This window comes from Streptomyces sp. NPDC005402 (genome assembly GCF_040606575.1).
GTDB lineage: Bacteria > Actinomycetota > Actinomycetes > Streptomycetales > Streptomycetaceae > Streptomyces.
The window spans coordinates 76,012-91,620 of record NZ_JBEXFB010000026.1; the positions used below are offsets into that span (position 1 = coordinate 76,012).

Annotated in this window: 21 protein-coding genes and 1 pseudogene; 7 read left to right on the top strand and 15 right to left on the bottom strand. The window is 70.6% G+C overall.

Features of this window, described 5'->3' with window-relative positions; genetic code table 11:
• Window positions 1–710 precede the first annotated feature (710 nt).
• From ABZT02_RS37265 to ABZT02_RS37290, 6 genes are all read right to left on the bottom strand, one after another.
• On the bottom strand, window positions 711–1,472 hold the full coding sequence (locus tag ABZT02_RS37265) for an ABC transporter permease (RefSeq protein WP_356025808.1): 762 nt from the start codon (window positions 1,470–1,472) through the stop codon (window positions 711–713).
• Window positions 1,469–2,422 (bottom strand): ATP-binding cassette domain-containing protein, encoded by a 954-nt coding sequence (locus tag ABZT02_RS37270; protein WP_356025810.1) that lies wholly within the window; start codon window positions 2,420–2,422, stop codon window positions 1,469–1,471. The genes ABZT02_RS37265 and ABZT02_RS37270 overlap by 4 nt, the downstream gene beginning before the upstream one ends.
• Before the next feature lie 82 nt (window positions 2,423–2,504).
• Entirely contained in the window at window positions 2,505–3,146 is a 642-nt protein-coding gene (locus ABZT02_RS37275) for a PadR family transcriptional regulator (protein WP_356025812.1), read from the bottom strand.
• 42 nt (window positions 3,147–3,188) lie between these two features.
• Entirely contained in the window at window positions 3,189–3,725 is a 537-nt protein-coding gene (locus ABZT02_RS37280; RefSeq protein WP_356025815.1) for a DinB family protein, read from the bottom strand.
• Window positions 3,726–3,837: 112 nt separating this feature from the next.
• On the bottom strand, window positions 3,838–5,298 hold the full coding sequence (locus ABZT02_RS37285) for an aldehyde dehydrogenase family protein (RefSeq protein WP_356025817.1): 1,461 nt from the start codon (window positions 5,296–5,298) through the stop codon (window positions 3,838–3,840).
• 142 nt (window positions 5,299–5,440) lie between these two features.
• Window positions 5,441–6,265: a helix-turn-helix transcriptional regulator gene (locus tag ABZT02_RS37290; protein WP_356025906.1), complete on the bottom strand. Its 825-nt coding sequence runs from the start codon at window positions 6,263–6,265 to the stop codon at window positions 5,441–5,443.
• 365 nt (window positions 6,266–6,630) lie between these two features.
• Here ABZT02_RS37290 and ABZT02_RS37295 point away from each other — a divergent pair, with 365 nt between their 5' ends.
• A complete protein-coding gene (locus tag ABZT02_RS37295; protein ID WP_356025819.1) occupies window positions 6,631–7,128 on the top strand; it encodes an ATP-binding protein in 498 nt (165 codons plus the stop codon).
• A 91-nt stretch (window positions 7,129–7,219) separates the two neighbouring features.
• Here the strand turns inward: ABZT02_RS37295 and ABZT02_RS37300 are convergent, their stop codons facing one another.
• The 8 genes and pseudogenes from ABZT02_RS37300 to rpmG all read right to left on the bottom strand — a co-directional run bounded on the left by ABZT02_RS37300 (window position 7,220) and on the right by rpmG (window position 10,718).
• A complete protein-coding gene (locus tag ABZT02_RS37300) occupies window positions 7,220–7,462 on the bottom strand; it encodes a DUF397 domain-containing protein (protein ID WP_031042736.1) in 243 nt (80 codons plus the stop codon).
• A 148-nt stretch (window positions 7,463–7,610) separates the two neighbouring features.
• Window positions 7,611–8,072, bottom strand: coding sequence for an SRPBCC domain-containing protein (locus ABZT02_RS37305; RefSeq protein ID WP_356025822.1), 462 nt, complete (start codon window positions 8,070–8,072; stop codon window positions 7,611–7,613).
• Window positions 8,069–8,437 (bottom strand): metalloregulator ArsR/SmtB family transcription factor, encoded by a 369-nt coding sequence (locus ABZT02_RS37310; RefSeq protein ID WP_356025824.1) that lies wholly within the window; start codon window positions 8,435–8,437, stop codon window positions 8,069–8,071. The genes ABZT02_RS37305 and ABZT02_RS37310 overlap by 4 nt, the downstream gene beginning before the upstream one ends.
• 10 nt (window positions 8,438–8,447) lie before the next feature.
• Window positions 8,448–8,819 (bottom strand): VOC family protein, encoded by a 372-nt coding sequence (locus ABZT02_RS37315; RefSeq protein WP_356025826.1) that lies wholly within the window; start codon window positions 8,817–8,819, stop codon window positions 8,448–8,450.
• A 64-nt stretch (window positions 8,820–8,883) separates the two neighbouring features.
• Window positions 8,884–9,129 carry a 30S ribosomal protein S18 gene (rpsR, locus tag ABZT02_RS37320; RefSeq protein ID WP_356025829.1) on the bottom strand — a complete coding sequence of 82 codons (246 nt, stop codon included), beginning with the start codon at window positions 9,127–9,129 and terminating at the stop codon, window positions 8,884–8,886.
• A pseudogene (locus ABZT02_RS37325) lies at window positions 9,129–10,303 on the bottom strand (GTP-binding protein). The gene rpsR and the pseudogene ABZT02_RS37325 overlap by 1 nt, the downstream one beginning before the upstream one ends.
• Window positions 10,303–10,551, bottom strand: a complete 249-nt coding sequence (locus ABZT02_RS37330; RefSeq protein WP_356025832.1) for a type B 50S ribosomal protein L31 — start codon at window positions 10,549–10,551, stop codon at window positions 10,303–10,305. Before ABZT02_RS37330 ends, ABZT02_RS37325 begins: the two are co-directional and overlap by 1 nt.
• Window positions 10,552–10,553: 2 nt before the next feature.
• Window positions 10,554–10,718 (bottom strand): 50S ribosomal protein L33, encoded by a 165-nt coding sequence (rpmG, locus tag ABZT02_RS37335; RefSeq protein WP_356025834.1) that lies wholly within the window; start codon window positions 10,716–10,718, stop codon window positions 10,554–10,556.
• 62 nt (window positions 10,719–10,780) lie between these two features.
• Between rpmG and rpmB the strand changes: the two genes are divergently transcribed.
• The 4 genes from rpmB to ABZT02_RS37355 all read left to right on the top strand — a co-directional run bounded on the left by rpmB (window position 10,781) and on the right by ABZT02_RS37355 (window position 12,561).
• Window positions 10,781–11,017 (top strand): 50S ribosomal protein L28, encoded by a 237-nt coding sequence (rpmB, locus tag ABZT02_RS37340; protein WP_352387865.1) that lies wholly within the window; start codon window positions 10,781–10,783, stop codon window positions 11,015–11,017.
• A gap of 21 nt (window positions 11,018–11,038) precedes the next feature.
• Entirely contained in the window at window positions 11,039–11,344 is a 306-nt protein-coding gene (gene rpsN, locus ABZT02_RS37345) for a 30S ribosomal protein S14 (RefSeq protein WP_356025837.1), read from the top strand.
• A 68-nt stretch (window positions 11,345–11,412) separates the two neighbouring features.
• The gene (locus ABZT02_RS37350; RefSeq protein WP_356025839.1) at window positions 11,413–11,934 is read left to right on the top strand and encodes a hypothetical protein; all 522 of its coding nucleotides are present in this window, start codon (window positions 11,413–11,415) and stop codon (window positions 11,932–11,934) included.
• A gap of 87 nt (window positions 11,935–12,021) precedes the next feature.
• Window positions 12,022–12,561, top strand: coding sequence for a DUF4232 domain-containing protein (locus ABZT02_RS37355; RefSeq protein WP_356025840.1), 540 nt, complete (start codon window positions 12,022–12,024; stop codon window positions 12,559–12,561).
• On the opposite strand, the gene ABZT02_RS37360 is transcribed toward ABZT02_RS37355, so the two are convergent.
• Window positions 12,542–13,708: a DUF2786 domain-containing protein gene (locus tag ABZT02_RS37360; protein ID WP_356025842.1), complete on the bottom strand. Its 1,167-nt coding sequence runs from the start codon at window positions 13,706–13,708 to the stop codon at window positions 12,542–12,544. The two genes, ABZT02_RS37355 and ABZT02_RS37360, sit on opposite strands and share 20 nt — an antisense overlap.
• Window positions 13,709–13,774: 66 nt before the next feature.
• Here ABZT02_RS37360 and ABZT02_RS37365 point away from each other — a divergent pair, with 66 nt between their 5' ends.
• Together ABZT02_RS37365 and ABZT02_RS37370 are read left to right on the top strand one after the other, a co-directional pair.
• Window positions 13,775–14,404 carry a LysE family translocator gene (locus ABZT02_RS37365; protein ID WP_356025844.1) on the top strand — a complete coding sequence of 210 codons (630 nt, stop codon included), beginning with the start codon at window positions 13,775–13,777 and terminating at the stop codon, window positions 14,402–14,404.
• Between the two features lie 49 nt (window positions 14,405–14,453).
• On the top strand, window positions 14,454–15,194 hold the full coding sequence (locus ABZT02_RS37370; protein WP_356025846.1) for a Clp protease N-terminal domain-containing protein: 741 nt from the start codon (window positions 14,454–14,456) through the stop codon (window positions 15,192–15,194).
• The last annotated feature ends 415 nt before the right edge of the window (window positions 15,195–15,609 follow it).

Below are 15,609 nucleotides of genomic sequence, written 5' to 3' on the forward strand. Positions count from 1 at the left end.
GGCCCGCCCTGTCAGCCCCCTCGGCCCCTGTCAGCCCCTTCGGCGCACCTCCGGCCCTGAGCGGCCGCCTGCCCGTGAGGAGCCCGCCCTCGACGCGGCCGACCGCGAGAAACGACAACTCGTCCGCTCCGCCCGGAGGCAACGGGGTGCCGCCTGCCGCACCCCTCCGCGCCCCCAGCCTCTGCACAGCCGCCGGTCGTCATGCCGCGCCACCGACCACGCGTGCCCTGGAGACGACACAGCCTGTCCACCCCGCCCCGGAGGTGCACAACAGGACCACCACCCGCCCTCCCTCCCCGCATCCCGCCCCTGCACAGCCGCCGGTCGTAGTGCCGCGTCGCCGACGACGCCTGCCCTAGAGACGACAGCCGGGCCACCCCGTCCCGGCGGGGCACAACAGGACCACCGCCTTTCCCCGTCCCCGCACCCCGCCCCTGCACGCCCGCCCCTCATAAAGGCCGCACCCCGACCACGCCCGCCCGTGAGACCACACAGCCCTCCCGCCCCGCCACCACGACGACAGACGTGCCCGCCTGCCCCCTCCGTGCCCCCGGGAGCCGCGCCGCAGGTCACAGTCGCTGTGCCCGGGCGGACCATCGGGTTCGGCGTGCTGAGGTGGCTACCGAACCGGGGTCGACCGGCCGCCCCGGCGTGAGGGGTGCCGACGGCCGACGCGGCAATGCCGCTGGGACCGTCGGCGCCGACCGGTCCTAGCGGCTCAGCCGGGCGAATCTCCGTACCGCCAGCGGAAAGAAGACCGCCAGGAGCGCGATCGGCCACACCACCGCCGCCCACACGTGCCCTGGTTCGCCGCCCGGGCCGCCCACCAGGTCCCGGACGGCCGTCGCCGTCTGGGACATGGGGTTCCACTCGACGACCGTGGCCAGCCAGCCGGGCATGGTGTCGGGGGTCGCGAACGCGTTGGACAGGAAGCCCACCGGCCAGACCAGGATCTGCACCGCCTGCACCATCTCCGGCTTACCGGCGACCATCGCCAGGTGGATGCCGATCCAGAGCATGGCGAAGCGGAAGAGCAGCAACAGGCCCACTGCCGCCAGGAGTCCGGTGAAGCCCCCCTGCACCCGCCAGCCGATCGCGTACCCGACGCCGATCATCGCGGCCAGGCTCAGCACGGACTGCAGCATGTCGGCGGCCGAACGGCCCACCAGGACCGCCCCGTTGGCCATCGGCATGGACCGGAAGCGGTCGATCACCCCCTTGTTGAGGTCCTGGGTGACGGCGATCATGGTCGCCTCGAGCCCGAACGCCATGGTCAGAGCGAGCATCCCCGGGACCAGATAGTCGACGTAGTCCCCTTCGAGGCCCCGGCCGCCGCCGACCAGATAGCCGAACATCAGCAGCAGCATCACGGGGAAGACCAGCCCGACGAGGACCCGCACCGGCTGCCGTGCCCAGTGGGCGAGTTCGCGCCGGGTCATCATCCAGGAATCGGTCAGCGCGTACGTGCTCACACGGCCTCCTTCACTCGGTTCTCGTCACCGGTGAGATGCAGGAACACCTCGTCCAGCGTGGGCCGGCGCAGGACCACGTCCTCCGCCTCGATCCCGGCGGCCTCCAGGGCCCGTACGACTCCGGAGAGCGCCGCCATCCGGTCGGTGACCGGGGCGCTGAGCAGCCGGCGGTCGGGGTCGACCGAGACGCCCTCGGACGGCACCGGCAACAGCGCGACCGCCGCGCCCAGTTGGCCCGCGTCCCGCAGGACCACGTCGATGCGGTCGCCCCCGGTGCGCGCCTTCAGCTCGTCCGGCGTGCCGTGGGCGACGACCCGGCCCCGGTCGACGAGGGAGATCCGGTCGGCGAGCTGGTCGGCCTCCTCCAGGTACTGCGTGGTCAGCAGGACCGTCGTACCGCCGCCGACCAGGGAGCGGACCGCGGCCCACACCTCGGCGCGGCCGCGCGGGTCGAGGCCGGTCGTGGGCTCGTCCAGGAACAGCACCTCCGGGTCGCGGATCAAGGAGGCGGCGAGATCCAGGCGGCGCCGCATGCCGCCGCTGTACGAGCGGACCGGTTTGCGGCCGGTGTCGGCGAGGCCGAAGCGCTCCAGGAGCTCGTCCGCGCGCACGCGCGCGTGGCGGGCGCCCAGGTGGTAGAGGCGGCCGAACATCTCCAGGTTCTGGCGGCCGCCGAGCTCCTCGTCGAGGGCCGCGTGCTGGCCGAGCAGACCGATGCGCAGCCGTACGTCATAGGCGGCGCGCTCCACATCGTGGCCCGCCACCTCGGCGCGGCCCTCGTCCGGGCGCAGCAGGGTGGCAAGGACACGGACCAGGGTCGTCTTGCCCGCGCCGTTGGGGCCGAGCACGCCGTGGACGCTGCCGCGCGCGACCCTCAGGTCGAGCCCGTCCAGAGCGGCCTTGTCGCCGTACCGCTTCCACAGGCCTTCCGCGACGATCACGTCGGTCATCGGGCTCCCTCCCAGATCAGCCCGTAGTCAAACTTGACTACTTTTTCAAAGTAACACCACCGACCAGACTCGTCAAACTTGATTAGCCAGCGTCCCCGGGGTGCCGCTCTCCCGTCGCGTACGGGTTCTCCTCGCCCTCGGCGAGCACACCGACGAAGGGGTCGCCCTCCCCCGCGAAGGTGTACGCCCCGTCCTCGATGCGGGCGATGAGCCCCTGGGTCCACTCGGCCTCGGCGTCGGCCGTGTGGATCCAGAGGTTCATGATCTCGCCGATGTGGCCGAGCTGTTGCGGGCCGTCCGCGGGCACGTAGTGCTCGGTGACGGCGGAGCGCCACTCCTCGATGCGCCGGATCCGCTCCTTGAGCAGCGACACCGCCTCGGCACGCGGCAGCTCGACCATGAAGCCGATGGCCGCCGACTTGATGTCCATCTTCTGGTCGTAGGAGGTCAGCGCCTCCCGCACCAGCCGCAGGAACTCCTCGGTGCCCACGTCGGTGATCTCGTACTCGGTGCGCGGCGGGCCGCCGACCGTGGAGGGCGCGATCTCGTGCGCGTGCAGCAGCCCCTGCTTCGCCATCTGCTTCAGTGCGTGGTAGATCGAGCCGGGCTTGGCGTTGGACCACTCGTGCGCGCCCCAGTACTCCAGGTCGTTGCGCACCTGGTAGCCGTGGGCCCGCCCGTGCTGGCGCACCGCGCCGAGCACGAGGAGACGGATCGTTGACATGCGGTCCAGGTTATGGCCTCGGTTTTCGGCGAGGTCAGGGCCTCACTTTTCGGCGAGCGCCACCAGCTCGAACGCGGTCTTCCCGTCCAGGGACTCCCGGATGATGTCGGCGTGCCCGGCATGGCGGGCCGTCTCCCGGATCAGGTGCAGCAGCACCCAGCGCACGGAGACCCGGCCCTCCGGCGGGAACCAGGGCTGGTCCGGGAGCGGGAAGGTGTCGTCGAGGCTCGGCGCCGAGCGGGCGAACGCCTCCGTCTCGGCGGCCACCTTCTCCCAGTACGCCAGCTGTGACTCGACGGTCTCGCCGTCGACCAGGGCGAAACACTCGTGCCAGTTCGACGGGTCCCGCTGCACGGCCGGCTCCTCGCCCTTGGCCCGGGCGATCCAGCCCTGCTCGGTCTCGGCGACATGCTTGACCAGCCCGGCCAGGGAGAGCTCGCTCACGCTCGGCCGGCTCACGGCCTGCTCGTGCGTCAGCCCGAGCACCGCGCGCCGGATCCCGCCGCGCTGCTCCTCCAGGAAGGACAGGAGCGCCCCGCGCTCGTCGCCGTACTCCTCCGAGGGAACGTGAGTGACCATGACAGCCGCCTTTCGTCGGGCTCGGGGGCCTTCCCCCGACACCCACGAAACTACGGACCCTTCAGGACAGGTTCGGTCCTGAAGGGCCGTGGCGGCCGTCCTCCGCGGGACATCAGAACGGGAAGCCGCTCCGGCCGTGCTGGACCGAGATCCACTTGGTGGTGGTGAAGGAGTCCAGCATGGTGTCGCCGTTCAGGCGGCCGATGCCGGAGTGCTTCTCGCCGCCGAAGGGGACGATCGGCTCGTCGTGGACGGTGCCGTCGTTGACGTGGAACATGCCGGTGTCGATCTGCTTGGCGAAGGCGACACCGCGCTCGATGTTCGCGGTGTGGACGGCGCCGCTGAGGCCGTACGGGGTGTCGTTGACCAGGCGGACGGCCTCCTCCTCGCCGTCGAAGGTGACGAGGAGGGCGACCGGGCCGAAGAGCTCCTGCTTGAGGAGGGGCGAGTTCGCGGGCAGGTCCGTGAGGACGGACGGCTCGACCAGGTTGTTGGTCGTGCCGCCGTGCACCAGGGCGGTCGCACCGTCGGCGATCGCCTGCCGGACCGCCCCCGAAATGGCTTCGGCCTGCGAGGAGTTGATGACCGGGCCGATGATGGTCTCGGGGTCGCGCGGGTCGCCGGCCTTCAGGGTCCGCACCTTGGCGACGAACTTCTCGGTGAACTCCTCGGCGACCGTACGGTCGACCAGGACGCGGTTGGCGGCCATGCAGACCTGGCCCTGGTGGACGTACCGGCTGAAGACGGCGGCGTCGACCGCGTAGTCGATGTCGGCGTCGTCGAGGACCACGAGGGCGCTGTTGCCGCCCAGTTCGAGGACCGAGCGCTTGAAGTGCGAGGCGCAGACGGTGGCCACGTGGCGGCCGACCTTGTCGGAGCCGGTGAAGGAGATGACCTTCGGGACCGGGTGCTCCAGGAAGGCGTCGCCGATCTCGGCGATGTCGGTGATGACGACGTTGAGCAGACCGCCGGGCAGTCCCGCGTCCTCGAAGATCTTCGCGACCAGCGAGCCGCCGACGATCGGGGTGTTCTGGTGCGGCTTGAGGACGACGGCGTTACCGAGCGCGAGCGCGGGGGCGACCGACTTGATCGACAGCAGAAAGGGGAAGTTGAAGGGGCTGATCACGCCCACGACGCCGACCGGCACGCGGTAGACGCGGTTCTCCTTACCGTCCACCGGCGAGGGGATGATTTTGCCCTCGGGGCGCAGCGACAGGTTGACCGCCTCGCGCAGGAACTCCTTGGCGAGGTGGAGTTCGAAGCCGGCCTTCAGGCGGGTGCCGCCGAGTTCCGCGATGATCGCCTCGGCGATCTCCCCCTCGCGCTCCTCGATCAGCCTGAGCGCCTTCTCGAACACCGCGCGGCGGGCGTAGGGGTTGGTCTCGGCCCACTTCTTCTGCGCACGGGCGGCGGCCCGGTACGCCTCGTCGACCTCGTCGACCGTGGCTATCGTGATCGACGCCAGCTTCTCGTCGTCGTACGGGTTGAAGTCGATGATGTCCCAGGAGCCTGTGCCCGGGCGCCACTCACCGTCGATGTACTGCTGGGCCAGGTCAGTGAAGTACGACGACATGTGATCCCCAAATCACTAGCAGACACACGATCAACGTCACGGTCTGATCACACGTCATCGTACTTGCGCAGCCCGCCAGTTGGGCACGCTAAGCAATCTTCTGGGGAGAACCCTCGGGGGTCTGGTGGAGGTCCCGCGCGCTTCAGGACAGCTGGAGGAGGCCGCGCAGCAGGTCCCGGCTCTCGTCGGGGCCCGGGCTGTCCTGCTGGAGTTCCTTCATCGCCTTCTCGTACTGCGTGACGTCCTCGCGCTTGTCCAGATAGAGCGCGCTGGTGAGCTGCTCCAGGTAGACGACGTCCGTCAGGTCGGACTCGGTGAAGCTGAGGATCGTGAAGGCGCCGCTCTCACCGGAGTGCCCGCCGAAGCCGAACGGCATGATCTGCAGCCGTACGTTGGGGCGTTCGGAGATCTCGATGAGGTGCTGGAGCTGTTCGCGCATCACCGCGCGGTCGCCGTACGGGCGGCGCAGGGACGCCTCGTCGAGCACCACGTGGAACTCGGGACCGCTTTCGTCGGCCAGGTGCTTCTGCCGCTCCAGGCGCAGCGCCACGCGCTTCTCGACGTCCGTCTCGCTCGCGCCCTTCATCCCGCGCCGCACCACTGCACGTGCATACGCCTCGGTCTGCAACAGGCCGTGGATGAACTGGACTTCGTAGACACGGATGAGGGAGGCCGCGCCCTCCAGGCCCACATAGGTGGGGAACCAGCTCGGCAGGACGTCGGAGTAACTGTGCCACCATCCCGCGACGTTGGCCTCGCGGGCGAGGGAGAGGAGCGAGGACCGCTCCTGCTCGTCCGTGATGCCGTACAGCGTCAACAGGTCTTCCACGTCACGCGTCTTGAAGCTCACCCGGCCCAACTCCATCCGGCTGATCTTCGACTCGGACGCGCGGATCGAGTAGCCCGCCGCCTCGCGCGTGATGCCCCGTGCCTCACGCAGCCGCCTGAGTTGCGAGCCGAGCAGCATCCGCCGCACCACCGATCCGGGCTCTCCCGCGCTCACGTTCGCCAGCCTCCCCAACGTCTTCAGGGGCCGAAGTCTGCCACTAAAACACTCCGAGCAGTACTCGTCCGATTACAGATATGGAAAGAAGCCAAAGATTCTGCACAGGGCCGAGACAGATAGAGGGGAGGAAGAGGCAAGAAGCTGTAGAGAAGATGGCGGAAAAAATGACCAACAAGCGGTACGGGTAGGCCCAATTCGGTCACGTGCACGTGCATCTGCACCTTGCATCTGCATCGCTCATCCGAAACCATGGTCCCGCGCAACCGCTGCATCGCAACGACCGCGAGTTCCCGGGAGTGCCTCGCATGGGGATGAATGGATCGACCATGCTCGAGCCGTTAAGGCAGGGCCTTCCGCCGCTGGATCCCGCGGCCGTGTCCGACGCCGCCTCCTGTTCCCTGCCCGCCCGCTACGAAGCGGTGGGCGACGCACGGAGGTTCACCCGCAGAACGCTCGACCAGTGGGAGCTGGGCGACCACTTCGACGACATCTGTCTCGTGGTCTCCGAACTGGTCACCAACGCGCTGCGGCACGCGATGCCGGCGAACAGCGGGCACGGCGGGGAGCACAACCCGCCCGTGCGGCTGCACCTGATGCGATGGACCGGCCGACTGGTGTGCGCGGTGCGCGACCCCAGCCAGGACAGTCCGGTCGCGCGCGATTCCGACGACTTCTCGGCGGAGTCGGGGCGCGGGTTGTTCCTCGTCGACTCCTTCAGTGACAGCTGGGGCTGGCACCCGATGGCGGGGGCGCTGGGCGGCAAGGTGGTCTGGGCGCTGTTCCGGCTCCAGCCGCACGCGGGTCCGGCCGCTTCCGCCGAGTGATGCACGGCAGCGTTTCACCACGCCTCGGTTCTACGCGCGTTACACGGCGCCCGACCTCGGTTACCCCGGGTCACCTACAGGTGACCCGGGCTCAGCCCGCTATCAGGTGGTCGAACTCGCCGTCCTTGATGCCGAGCAGCATCGCCTCGATCTCCGCGCGCGTGTAGACGAGCGCGGGGCCGTCCGGGAAGCGGGAGTTGCGAACCGCAACTCCCCCGTCCGGCAGGCGCGCGAACTCCACGCAGGAACCCTGCGAGTTGCTGTGTCTGCTCTTCTGCCAGGCCACCCCGCGCAGATCCGTGGCCGTCATGCCGTTGTACACGTCGAGGTCCACAGGTCGCTCCCCGGTGGTGCGGTGGCCTTGTGGCCAGTGATGCAGTAATCAACTGGTCCGGATCATAGCTCTGTTCACGTGCAGGTGCATGAGCAGATGCACGTGCACGAGGGGTGTTCCCGTGGTTACAGATGTGACGCGTGGGGCGCTAGATACGTTCCATCGTGTGCCCCAGAGCCCGCATCACATGGGTCCGCCAGCCCCCGTCCATGATCGTCCGGGCCATCAGCTGAGCGGGATCGTCGGGATCGAATCCCTCGTGCACTAGGAAGAGACGCGTACCGCGCCCTTCCTGTTCCACCTTCCATGTGACGGTCCAGTCCGCGGAGTTGGCCGGATCGGCGTCGGTCCACCGGAGTCTGAGCATCCGCTGCGGCTCGTAGGCGAGAACCTCCACGTCGACGGTGCCGGAGAAGTTCGAGTTCGGTCGCGGGACGGAGGTCATGGTGTAGCGGTGTCCGACCTCAAGACGGAACGCCTCCGCCCCCTGCATCTGCCACTGCACGAGCAGCTCGGGCTCGGTGAGGGCGCGCCAGACCTTGGCGGGCGGGTGCGGGAAGAACTGGTCGACGCGGATGACCGTGAGGTCGTCGTCGGGTGCGTTGCTCATGTCACGTCATCGTCGGGCATGCGGTCGAGCAGGGCGCCCAGGTCCTTCAACCGGCCGCGCCAGAACCGCTCGTACGGATGGAGCCAGTCCTGCACCTCGGCGAGGGGCGCCGCCTCCAGTCGGTAGATGCGCTGCCGGCCGGAGCGCTGCTCGGCGACGAGGCCGGCCTCGCGCAGCACCCTCAGATGCTCGGACAGGCTCGGGCGCCGCATGTCGAAGTGGTCGGCCAGCGCCTGGACGGGCTGCGGCCCGCCGTCGCGCAGCAGCCGCAGCACCTCGCGGCGTACGGCGCTGGCGAGCGCGGCGAAGACGCGGTCCGCGTCGGCCTCGGTGGTCCCGGCCTCGACGGCTCCCGGTGCGGTCATGCCGGCCTTCCTACTGGTGTGCCTCGGTCAGCAGCATCAGACCGTTGCCGTCGGGGTCCGTGAAGGAGGCCATGCGGCCCCACGGGAGCTCGTCGGGCCCCTGAACCGGGGTCCCGGCCTCCGTGAGCCGCGCACAGTCCGCGTCGACGTCGGTCGTGACCAACATGATCCCCCGGGCGGAGCCGGGCTCGAAGCCGCCCATGCCCGGATCGGAGAGCGTGAACACGGTCTGCGCGCCCTCGGGGGCCACCTGGAGCCAGCGCCCCTGGGGCAGGTCCCGGTCGGCGGTGACGGTCAGACCGAGGACCTCGGTGTAGAAGCGCAGGGCGCGGTCCTGGTCGGAGACGGGGAGGGTGACGAAGGAGGCGTGAGTGATGCTCATACTCCGAGGATAGGTAGGAGTTTCCCTACGCGTCAACCGTAGGGAAACTCCTACCTATAGGGCCTCACCTGCTGGAGTACGGCAGCAGTGCCATCTCGCGGGCGTTCTTGATGGCGCGGGAGAGCTGTCGTTGCTGCTGGGCCGACACGCGGGTCACTCGTCGGCTGCGGATCTTGCCGCGGTCGGAGATGAACTTCCGCAGCAGGTCGGTGTCCTTGTAGCCGATGTAGGTGATCTTGGCGGCGTCCAGCGGGTTGGGGCGGTCCTTGGCGGGCTTGCGGTCGGACTTCCGGTCGGGCTTGCGAGGCATCAGGCCTCCAGGAGGGTGTCGAAGGCGGGCGGGAGGCGCTTCCAGGCGTCGCGTCCGGCGGCGTACTCGGCGTCGGTGAGCAGGCAGGACTCCAGGAGCCGCTCGAGTCCGTCGCGGTCGAGGCCGGGCGAGGTGAAGACGAGGTGCTGGCAGCAGTCGCCGTGCTCGGGGTGCCAGTCCATCGCGGCGGCCGCCCGGCGCACCGGCGGGACCATGTCCCAGGCCGCGTCCGGGAGCGACGCCAGCCACGGACCCGCGCTCTCCACGCACAGGGCGCCGCCGGCCGCGTCCCAGTGCAGCAGGACGTCCGGCTTGTCGGCGAGCCAGAACCGGCCCCGGCTGCGGGCGGCCGCACAGGTGATGTCCTCCAGCGCCTCGTACAGCCGCTCCGGGGGAAGGGCCGACGACGGTGCCAGACGAGCGTGGCGACCCCGTGCGCGTCCGCCTCGGCGGGCAGCAGGGCACAGGCGGGGTGCTGGGCGGCCGCGGCGGACTCCACGTCGAATCCGGCGAGGGCGGCACGGGCGAGGGGCGAGTGCGCGCGGTGCCGTACCGGATCGGTGCCCGCCTCGTCGGTCTGCTCGCCGTCACGGATCGGGACCCGGCGGGCCGTCGGATGGAGCTGGGCGAGGAGTTCGTGGTCCTCCTCGTCGGCCTCCGGTGAGTCGAGGACGGCGAGGACGGGGGCGTACTCCAGTTGGCGGGCGAAGGTGTCGGCGACCGTGCGCTGGTCGGTGGCCGCGGCGGCGAGGCCGCGGTCGGCGAGGTCGTCGCCGTTGCCGAGGCAGGGCAGGACGAGCGCCGGGTCGACCGCGGTGATCACGCCGGTGACCGTGAGGCCGCCGGCCGCGACCACCTCGGCCATCGCCTTGGGCTCGACGGAGTCCCACAGCTCGACGACCGCGAGGCGCAGCGTCCCGGCCGCGTCCAGGCGGCGCAGCTCCGGGACCAGGTCGTCCCGGAGCGCGCAGCACGCGCAGTCGTTGACCAGGGGCGTCTCACCGGCGGACAGGAGGCCGTTGGCGTCGCGGATCGTCCGGACGACCGTGCCGGCCGCGGCCGTCGCCAGGTCGTGGTGGAGGACGACACTGCCCGGCACGTCGGCGAGGAGCTGTGCGACGGCCGCCTTGCGCGCGTCGGCGTGCAGCCCGCCGACGATCACGACGGAGAGCATCAGCCCTTCTTTCCGTACCGGCGCTCGAAGCGCTCCACGCGGCCGGCGGTGTCCAGGACGCGGGCCGTGCCGGTGTAGAAGGGGTGGCTGACGTTCGAGATCTCGACGTCCACGACCGGGTAGGTGTGGCCGTCCTCCCACTCGATCGTCTTCTCGCCGGTCATCGTCGAACGGGTGAGGAACGCGTGGTCGGCGGCACGGTCACGGAAGACGACGGGGCCGTAGGACGGGTGGATTCCCTCGCGCATGGTCAGCGCTCCTCTCGGAAGTCGACATGCCGGGAGACGACCGGGTCGTACTTGCGCAGGGTCATACGGTCCGGGTCGTTGCGGCGGTTCTTGCGGGTCACATAGGTGAAGCCGGTCCCGGCGGTGGACCGGAGCTTGATGGCCGGGCGGAGTTCGTTGCGTGCCATGCTGCTATCTTACTGAAAATGAATTCCATTTACACATCTGCTCCGAGAGAGGTGCATCACCCGTGTCCGCCCACTGCATGCTGACCGGCGCCCAGCCGGGCTTCGGCAACCGCATCTCCCACTCCCACCGGCGCACCTCGCGCCGCTTCGACCCCAACATCCAGTCCAAGCGCTACTGGCTGCCGAGCGAGGGCCGGTACGTGCGGCTGCGCCTGAGCACCAAGGGCATCAAGACCGTCGACTCGATCGGCGTCGAGGCGGCCGTGGCGCGGATCCGCGCGCGCGGTGTGCGGGTCTGAGGATTCGAGGGGAGCACCGGTATGGCGAAGAAGAGCAAGATCGCGAAGAACGAGAAGCGCCAGGAGATCGTCGCCCGGTACGCCGTGCGGCGGGCCGAGTTGAAGGAGATCATCCGCAGGCCCTCGGCCACGGACGCCGAACGGCTCGCCGCGCGGGAGGAGTTGCGCCGGCAGCCGCGGGACGCGAGCGCCACGCGCGTGCGTAACCGCGACCAGGTCGACGGGCGGCCGCGCGGCTACTTCCGGGCCTTCGGGCTGTCCCGGGTGGGTCTGCGCGAGCAGGCGCACGCGGGACATCTGCCAGGCGTCCGCAAATCCTCCTGGTAACCCTCACGGGTGGTGCTGGTAGCTTGCTGCGGTCCCGTACGGCCGACCGCTACAGCTTGGAGCTTCCAGTGACTACGGCGACCTTCTCCCGCACCGTGTCGCGTCGGCGGGCGGGGCTCGCGGCCGCGGGGCTGGCGGGCGTGCTCGTCCTGACCGCGTGCAGCGGCGGGGGCTCGGACGACGAGCCGTCGCCCGGCTCCAGTACGACCGTCTCGTCGTCGGCGTCCGCCTCGGCTTCCGCTTCCGGGGGCACCGGCGGTACGTCGTCCTCCTCGTCGTCCGCGTCCGGCGAGGTGGCGGGCAGCTGGCTGGCGACCACCGGCGGCAAGGCCGTGGCGCTGCTGGTCAACGGCGACCAGGCCGGGCTCTTCGTCACCGGCGGCACGGTGTGCAGCGGCTCCGCGAGTACCGACGCGATCCGCCTGAAGTGCACGGACGGCAGCAAGGACCGGGTGAACGGGAAGGTCGTGTCGGTCGACAAGAACACCCTCAAGGTGAACTGGGAGGGCGGCGTCGGCCAGGAGACCTACACCCGGGCCAAGGGCGGCAGACTGCCGAGCGGGTTCCTGACGGCGAGCCCGGGGTCGTAGGGAAGGCCTCGTCGGGGGCGGGCAACCGTGGCGTCCCGCCATGCGTGATGATCCATGCACCGGATCGCTCACATCAGAGGACTGCACATGCGCGCCGCCCCCCTTGCCGCCACCGCCCTCGCCGCGGCCCTGCTCCTGACCGGCTGCTCCAGTGGCAGCGACAGCTCCGGCGGTGACAGCGCCGCCGCGAGCCCGAGCAACGGCACCACGTGCCGGATCGCCCACATGGACGTGGAGGTCGGACCCGCAAACGTGGCACCCGCCGCCGGGGACACCGGCAACATCCCCGTCACGCTCACCAACCAGAGCGCCGAGTGCACGCTGGACGGCTTCCCCGGCATCGACCTGAACGCCACCGACTCGTCGGTGAACGTCTCGCCCGAAGAAGGCACGAAATCCACGAAGCTGACCCTGGCCAAGGGCACGGCCGCCACCTTCACCCTCACCTACACGCGCGGCGAGGCGGGCGGCAAGGCGAGCCTCGACGTGAAGACGCTGAACATCGCCCTGCCGGGGGCCGGGACCGCGAAGAGCTACAAGTGGTCGTACGGCCCGGTCGCGGGCCGCAGCGACAACCCCGACGCCCCGAACGCCTCCGTCAGCGCCTTCACTCAGGCCGGGGACTGAGCCGGGGCCGGTTTCCGACCTGCGCCCGGTCGGCCGCCCGGGCGCCCTCGGTCCAGCCCGCCTCGTCGCTGACGCCGCGCAGCCGGGTCGTGGTGGTCTGCGGGAACATCCGGTCCATGCGGTCGGTGACGGCGACCTCGCGGGAGGCGAGGACGGGCAGCACGTCGTCGGTCACCGGGGCTGCGGCGGCGGTGCGCAGGCGGTCGCCGACGCGGTGGGCGTAGGCCGCGAGGAAGGACTGCCGGAAGGTCTTGGTGCGCTTGCGGCCACCCGCCCGCTGGGCCGCCTCCGCCCGCGCCATCGCGGACTGCGCCTGCACGAGCAGCGAGGTGTACAGCAGCTCGACCGCCTCCAGGTCGCCCTCGAAACCGACGACCGTGGAGAAGGCGAACGGTTCGTTCCACACCGCCCGGCAGTGGTTGGCGGTGGCGACCGCGTCGAGGAGCACCGCCTTCGCCTGCTCGTATGGCGGCTCGACCCCGATCCGGCAGGCACCGGGGGTGTCCTTCGCGGGCGCCCGGGCGTCGAGCAGCGCCTCGTCGACACTGTGCCGGGCCATCAGCTCCTGCGCCTTGGCGGTGAGCGCCTCCGCCTCCTCGGGGTAGCCGGTCGCCTCCGCCTTGGCGAGCAGGGCGCGGATACGGCCGAGCATGCGGGCGTCCCCCTTGTGCTCCCTGTGCCCCCCGTGCTCCCGCCGGGAATCCTCCAGCGGCTCCAGCGCGGGCAGGCGCAGCAGCAGGCGGTACAGCTCCAGTACGGCGGTGGCGTGCGTGAAGCGGTCGGGTCGGGGGGTGTTCCCGTCGCACTCCTCCAGCTGGGCGAGCTGGGCGGTCCAGCGGGGGCCGCGCGGACGGTCGTCGGGGGCCTGGGCACGGATCAGGGCCGTGGCGAGGCGCACATGCGCGTCGTCCAGTTCGCGCCGCACGATCCGTACGACGTCGGCGGGCTGCCAGCCGCGCCGCCAGGCCTGCGCCACGAACTCGCCGCCGCGCCGGGCCAGTTCGGCGTCCGTCGTGGGGTCGGCGGCGAGAAGGGAGGCACCGGTGTCCAGGGCGGAGTCGTCGTCGGCGTAGAGGGCGGTACGGAAGGCGCGGTCGACGGTGGTGGTCGGGCCGTCGCCCGCGCTGTCGCTCTTACTGCTGCTCACGGGGCGATCGTCTCACTCCCCGAAAATCGGTCGCCCACGCGCGTGTGCCGCTTCGAGCATGGCGGCATGGTGGACATGTCTCTGTACGCGGCCTTTCTCGTGGCCGCCTTCGCGCTCTGCGTCACTCCCGGTCCCGACATGATGTTCATCGTGGCGATGGGCGGCCGGGGCGGACCCGCCGCCGGGGTGATGGCCGCGTTCGGCGTGGCCTGCGCCATGCTCGTGCACACGGTCGCGGCGGCGGCCGGGCTGTCGGCGCTGTTCAACACGCTGCCGACGCTGTACCACGTGCTGCGCTGGGCGGGAGCGGCCTATCTGCTCCACCTGGCGGTGAAGGCGTTCCGGGACCGGTCGGTTCCGGATGAGGGTGCGGGCGTCGCCGGCGGGGCGGGGATGCGACGGGCCTTCTGGCAGGGAGCCGTCACCAACCTGCTCAACCCCAAGGTGATCCTCTTCAACGTGGCCTTCCTGCCCCAGTTCGTGGACCCGTCGCTCGGTCACGTCCCGGGGCAGTTGCTGCTGCTCGGGATGACGCTCGTGGTCATGGGGTTCCTCTGGGACGGCAGTGTGGGACTGCTCTCCGGGCGGCTCGGCAGCGCCCTTCGGCGCAGTGCGCGCGTCAACCGGTGGATGAACATCGCCTCGGGGACGGTGTTCACGGGGCTCGCGGTGCGGCTGGCGGCCTCTCCGAAGTAGAGGCAACCCCGGGTTGACAGTGGCAGGGTGTCAACCTAAGGTTGACAGCATGACGAACTCCGAGATCACGTCATCCGTACGGCTCGACGACCTCATCACGGCCATCAAGAAGGTCCATGTCGAGCCCCTCGACCAGCTCCAGGACGCGGTGATCGCCGCCGATCACCTCGGGGAGGTGGCCGACCATCTGATCGGCCACTTCGTGGACCAGGCCCGGCGTTCGGGCGCCTCCTGGACGGACATCGGCAGGAGCATGGGAGTCACCCGGCAGGCGGCCCAGAAGCGGTTCGTGCCGAAGGAGTCGGCGGATTTGAACGCCGACCAGGGCTTCAGCCGGTACACCCCCCGGGCCCGCAACGTGGTGATGTCGGCCCACAACGCGGCCATCACCGCCCGCAACCCCGAGGGCCGTCCCGAACACCTCGTCCTCGGCCTGCTGGCCGAACCGGAGGGCCTCGCCGCCAAGGCGCTCGTCGCACAGGGGGTCACCCTCGACGCCGTCCGCCAGGCCGCGACCGACGCGCTCCCGCCGGCCGCCGAGGAAGTCCCCGAGCTCATCCCGTACGGCTCCGACGCCAAGAAGGTCCTGGAACTCACCTTCCGCGAGGCGCTCCGGCTGGGCCACAACTACATCGGCACCGAACACATCCTGCTGGCCCTCCTGGAGTTCGAGCACGGCGCGGGCGTCCTGGCCGGCCTCGGCATCGAGAAGGGGGCGGTGGAAGGTGCCGTCGCCAAGGAGCTGGAGGGGTATGTGAAGGCGCAGGGGGGCGGGGGCGAGCAGGGCTGAGGGAGGTCGCCGGGGTGGGGCGGGGCAGCTGGGAGGCCCCGGCGCGGTTCGTGTGGAGGGGCCGTTCTGTCGGGGCCGTTCGGGCCGCCGGGAGAACGCGTCGGGGGCTGGCGGGAAGGCGTCTTTCCGGCGGGACGGCAGGCCGATGGGACTCCGGGACTCCGGGACTCCGAACTCCGGGGCGGCGGGACGTGCTTGGCGCGAGTCCACGCGGCGGCGCCTTTCCGCCGGGGGCGGCGTCGGCTCTGTCGTTCGGGTGCCGGCCGCTGACGGCCGTTCCGCTCGGACGGGGACGCGTTCGCGCCGCGCGGGCGGGGAGTGCCGTTCCCGCGCGCGGGCAGCGGACGTTCTCCCAGTCCTGGGAGCCGACGCGGCTCGGAGCCTCGCACACCAGGCCCCGAACACGGCGGGTCGC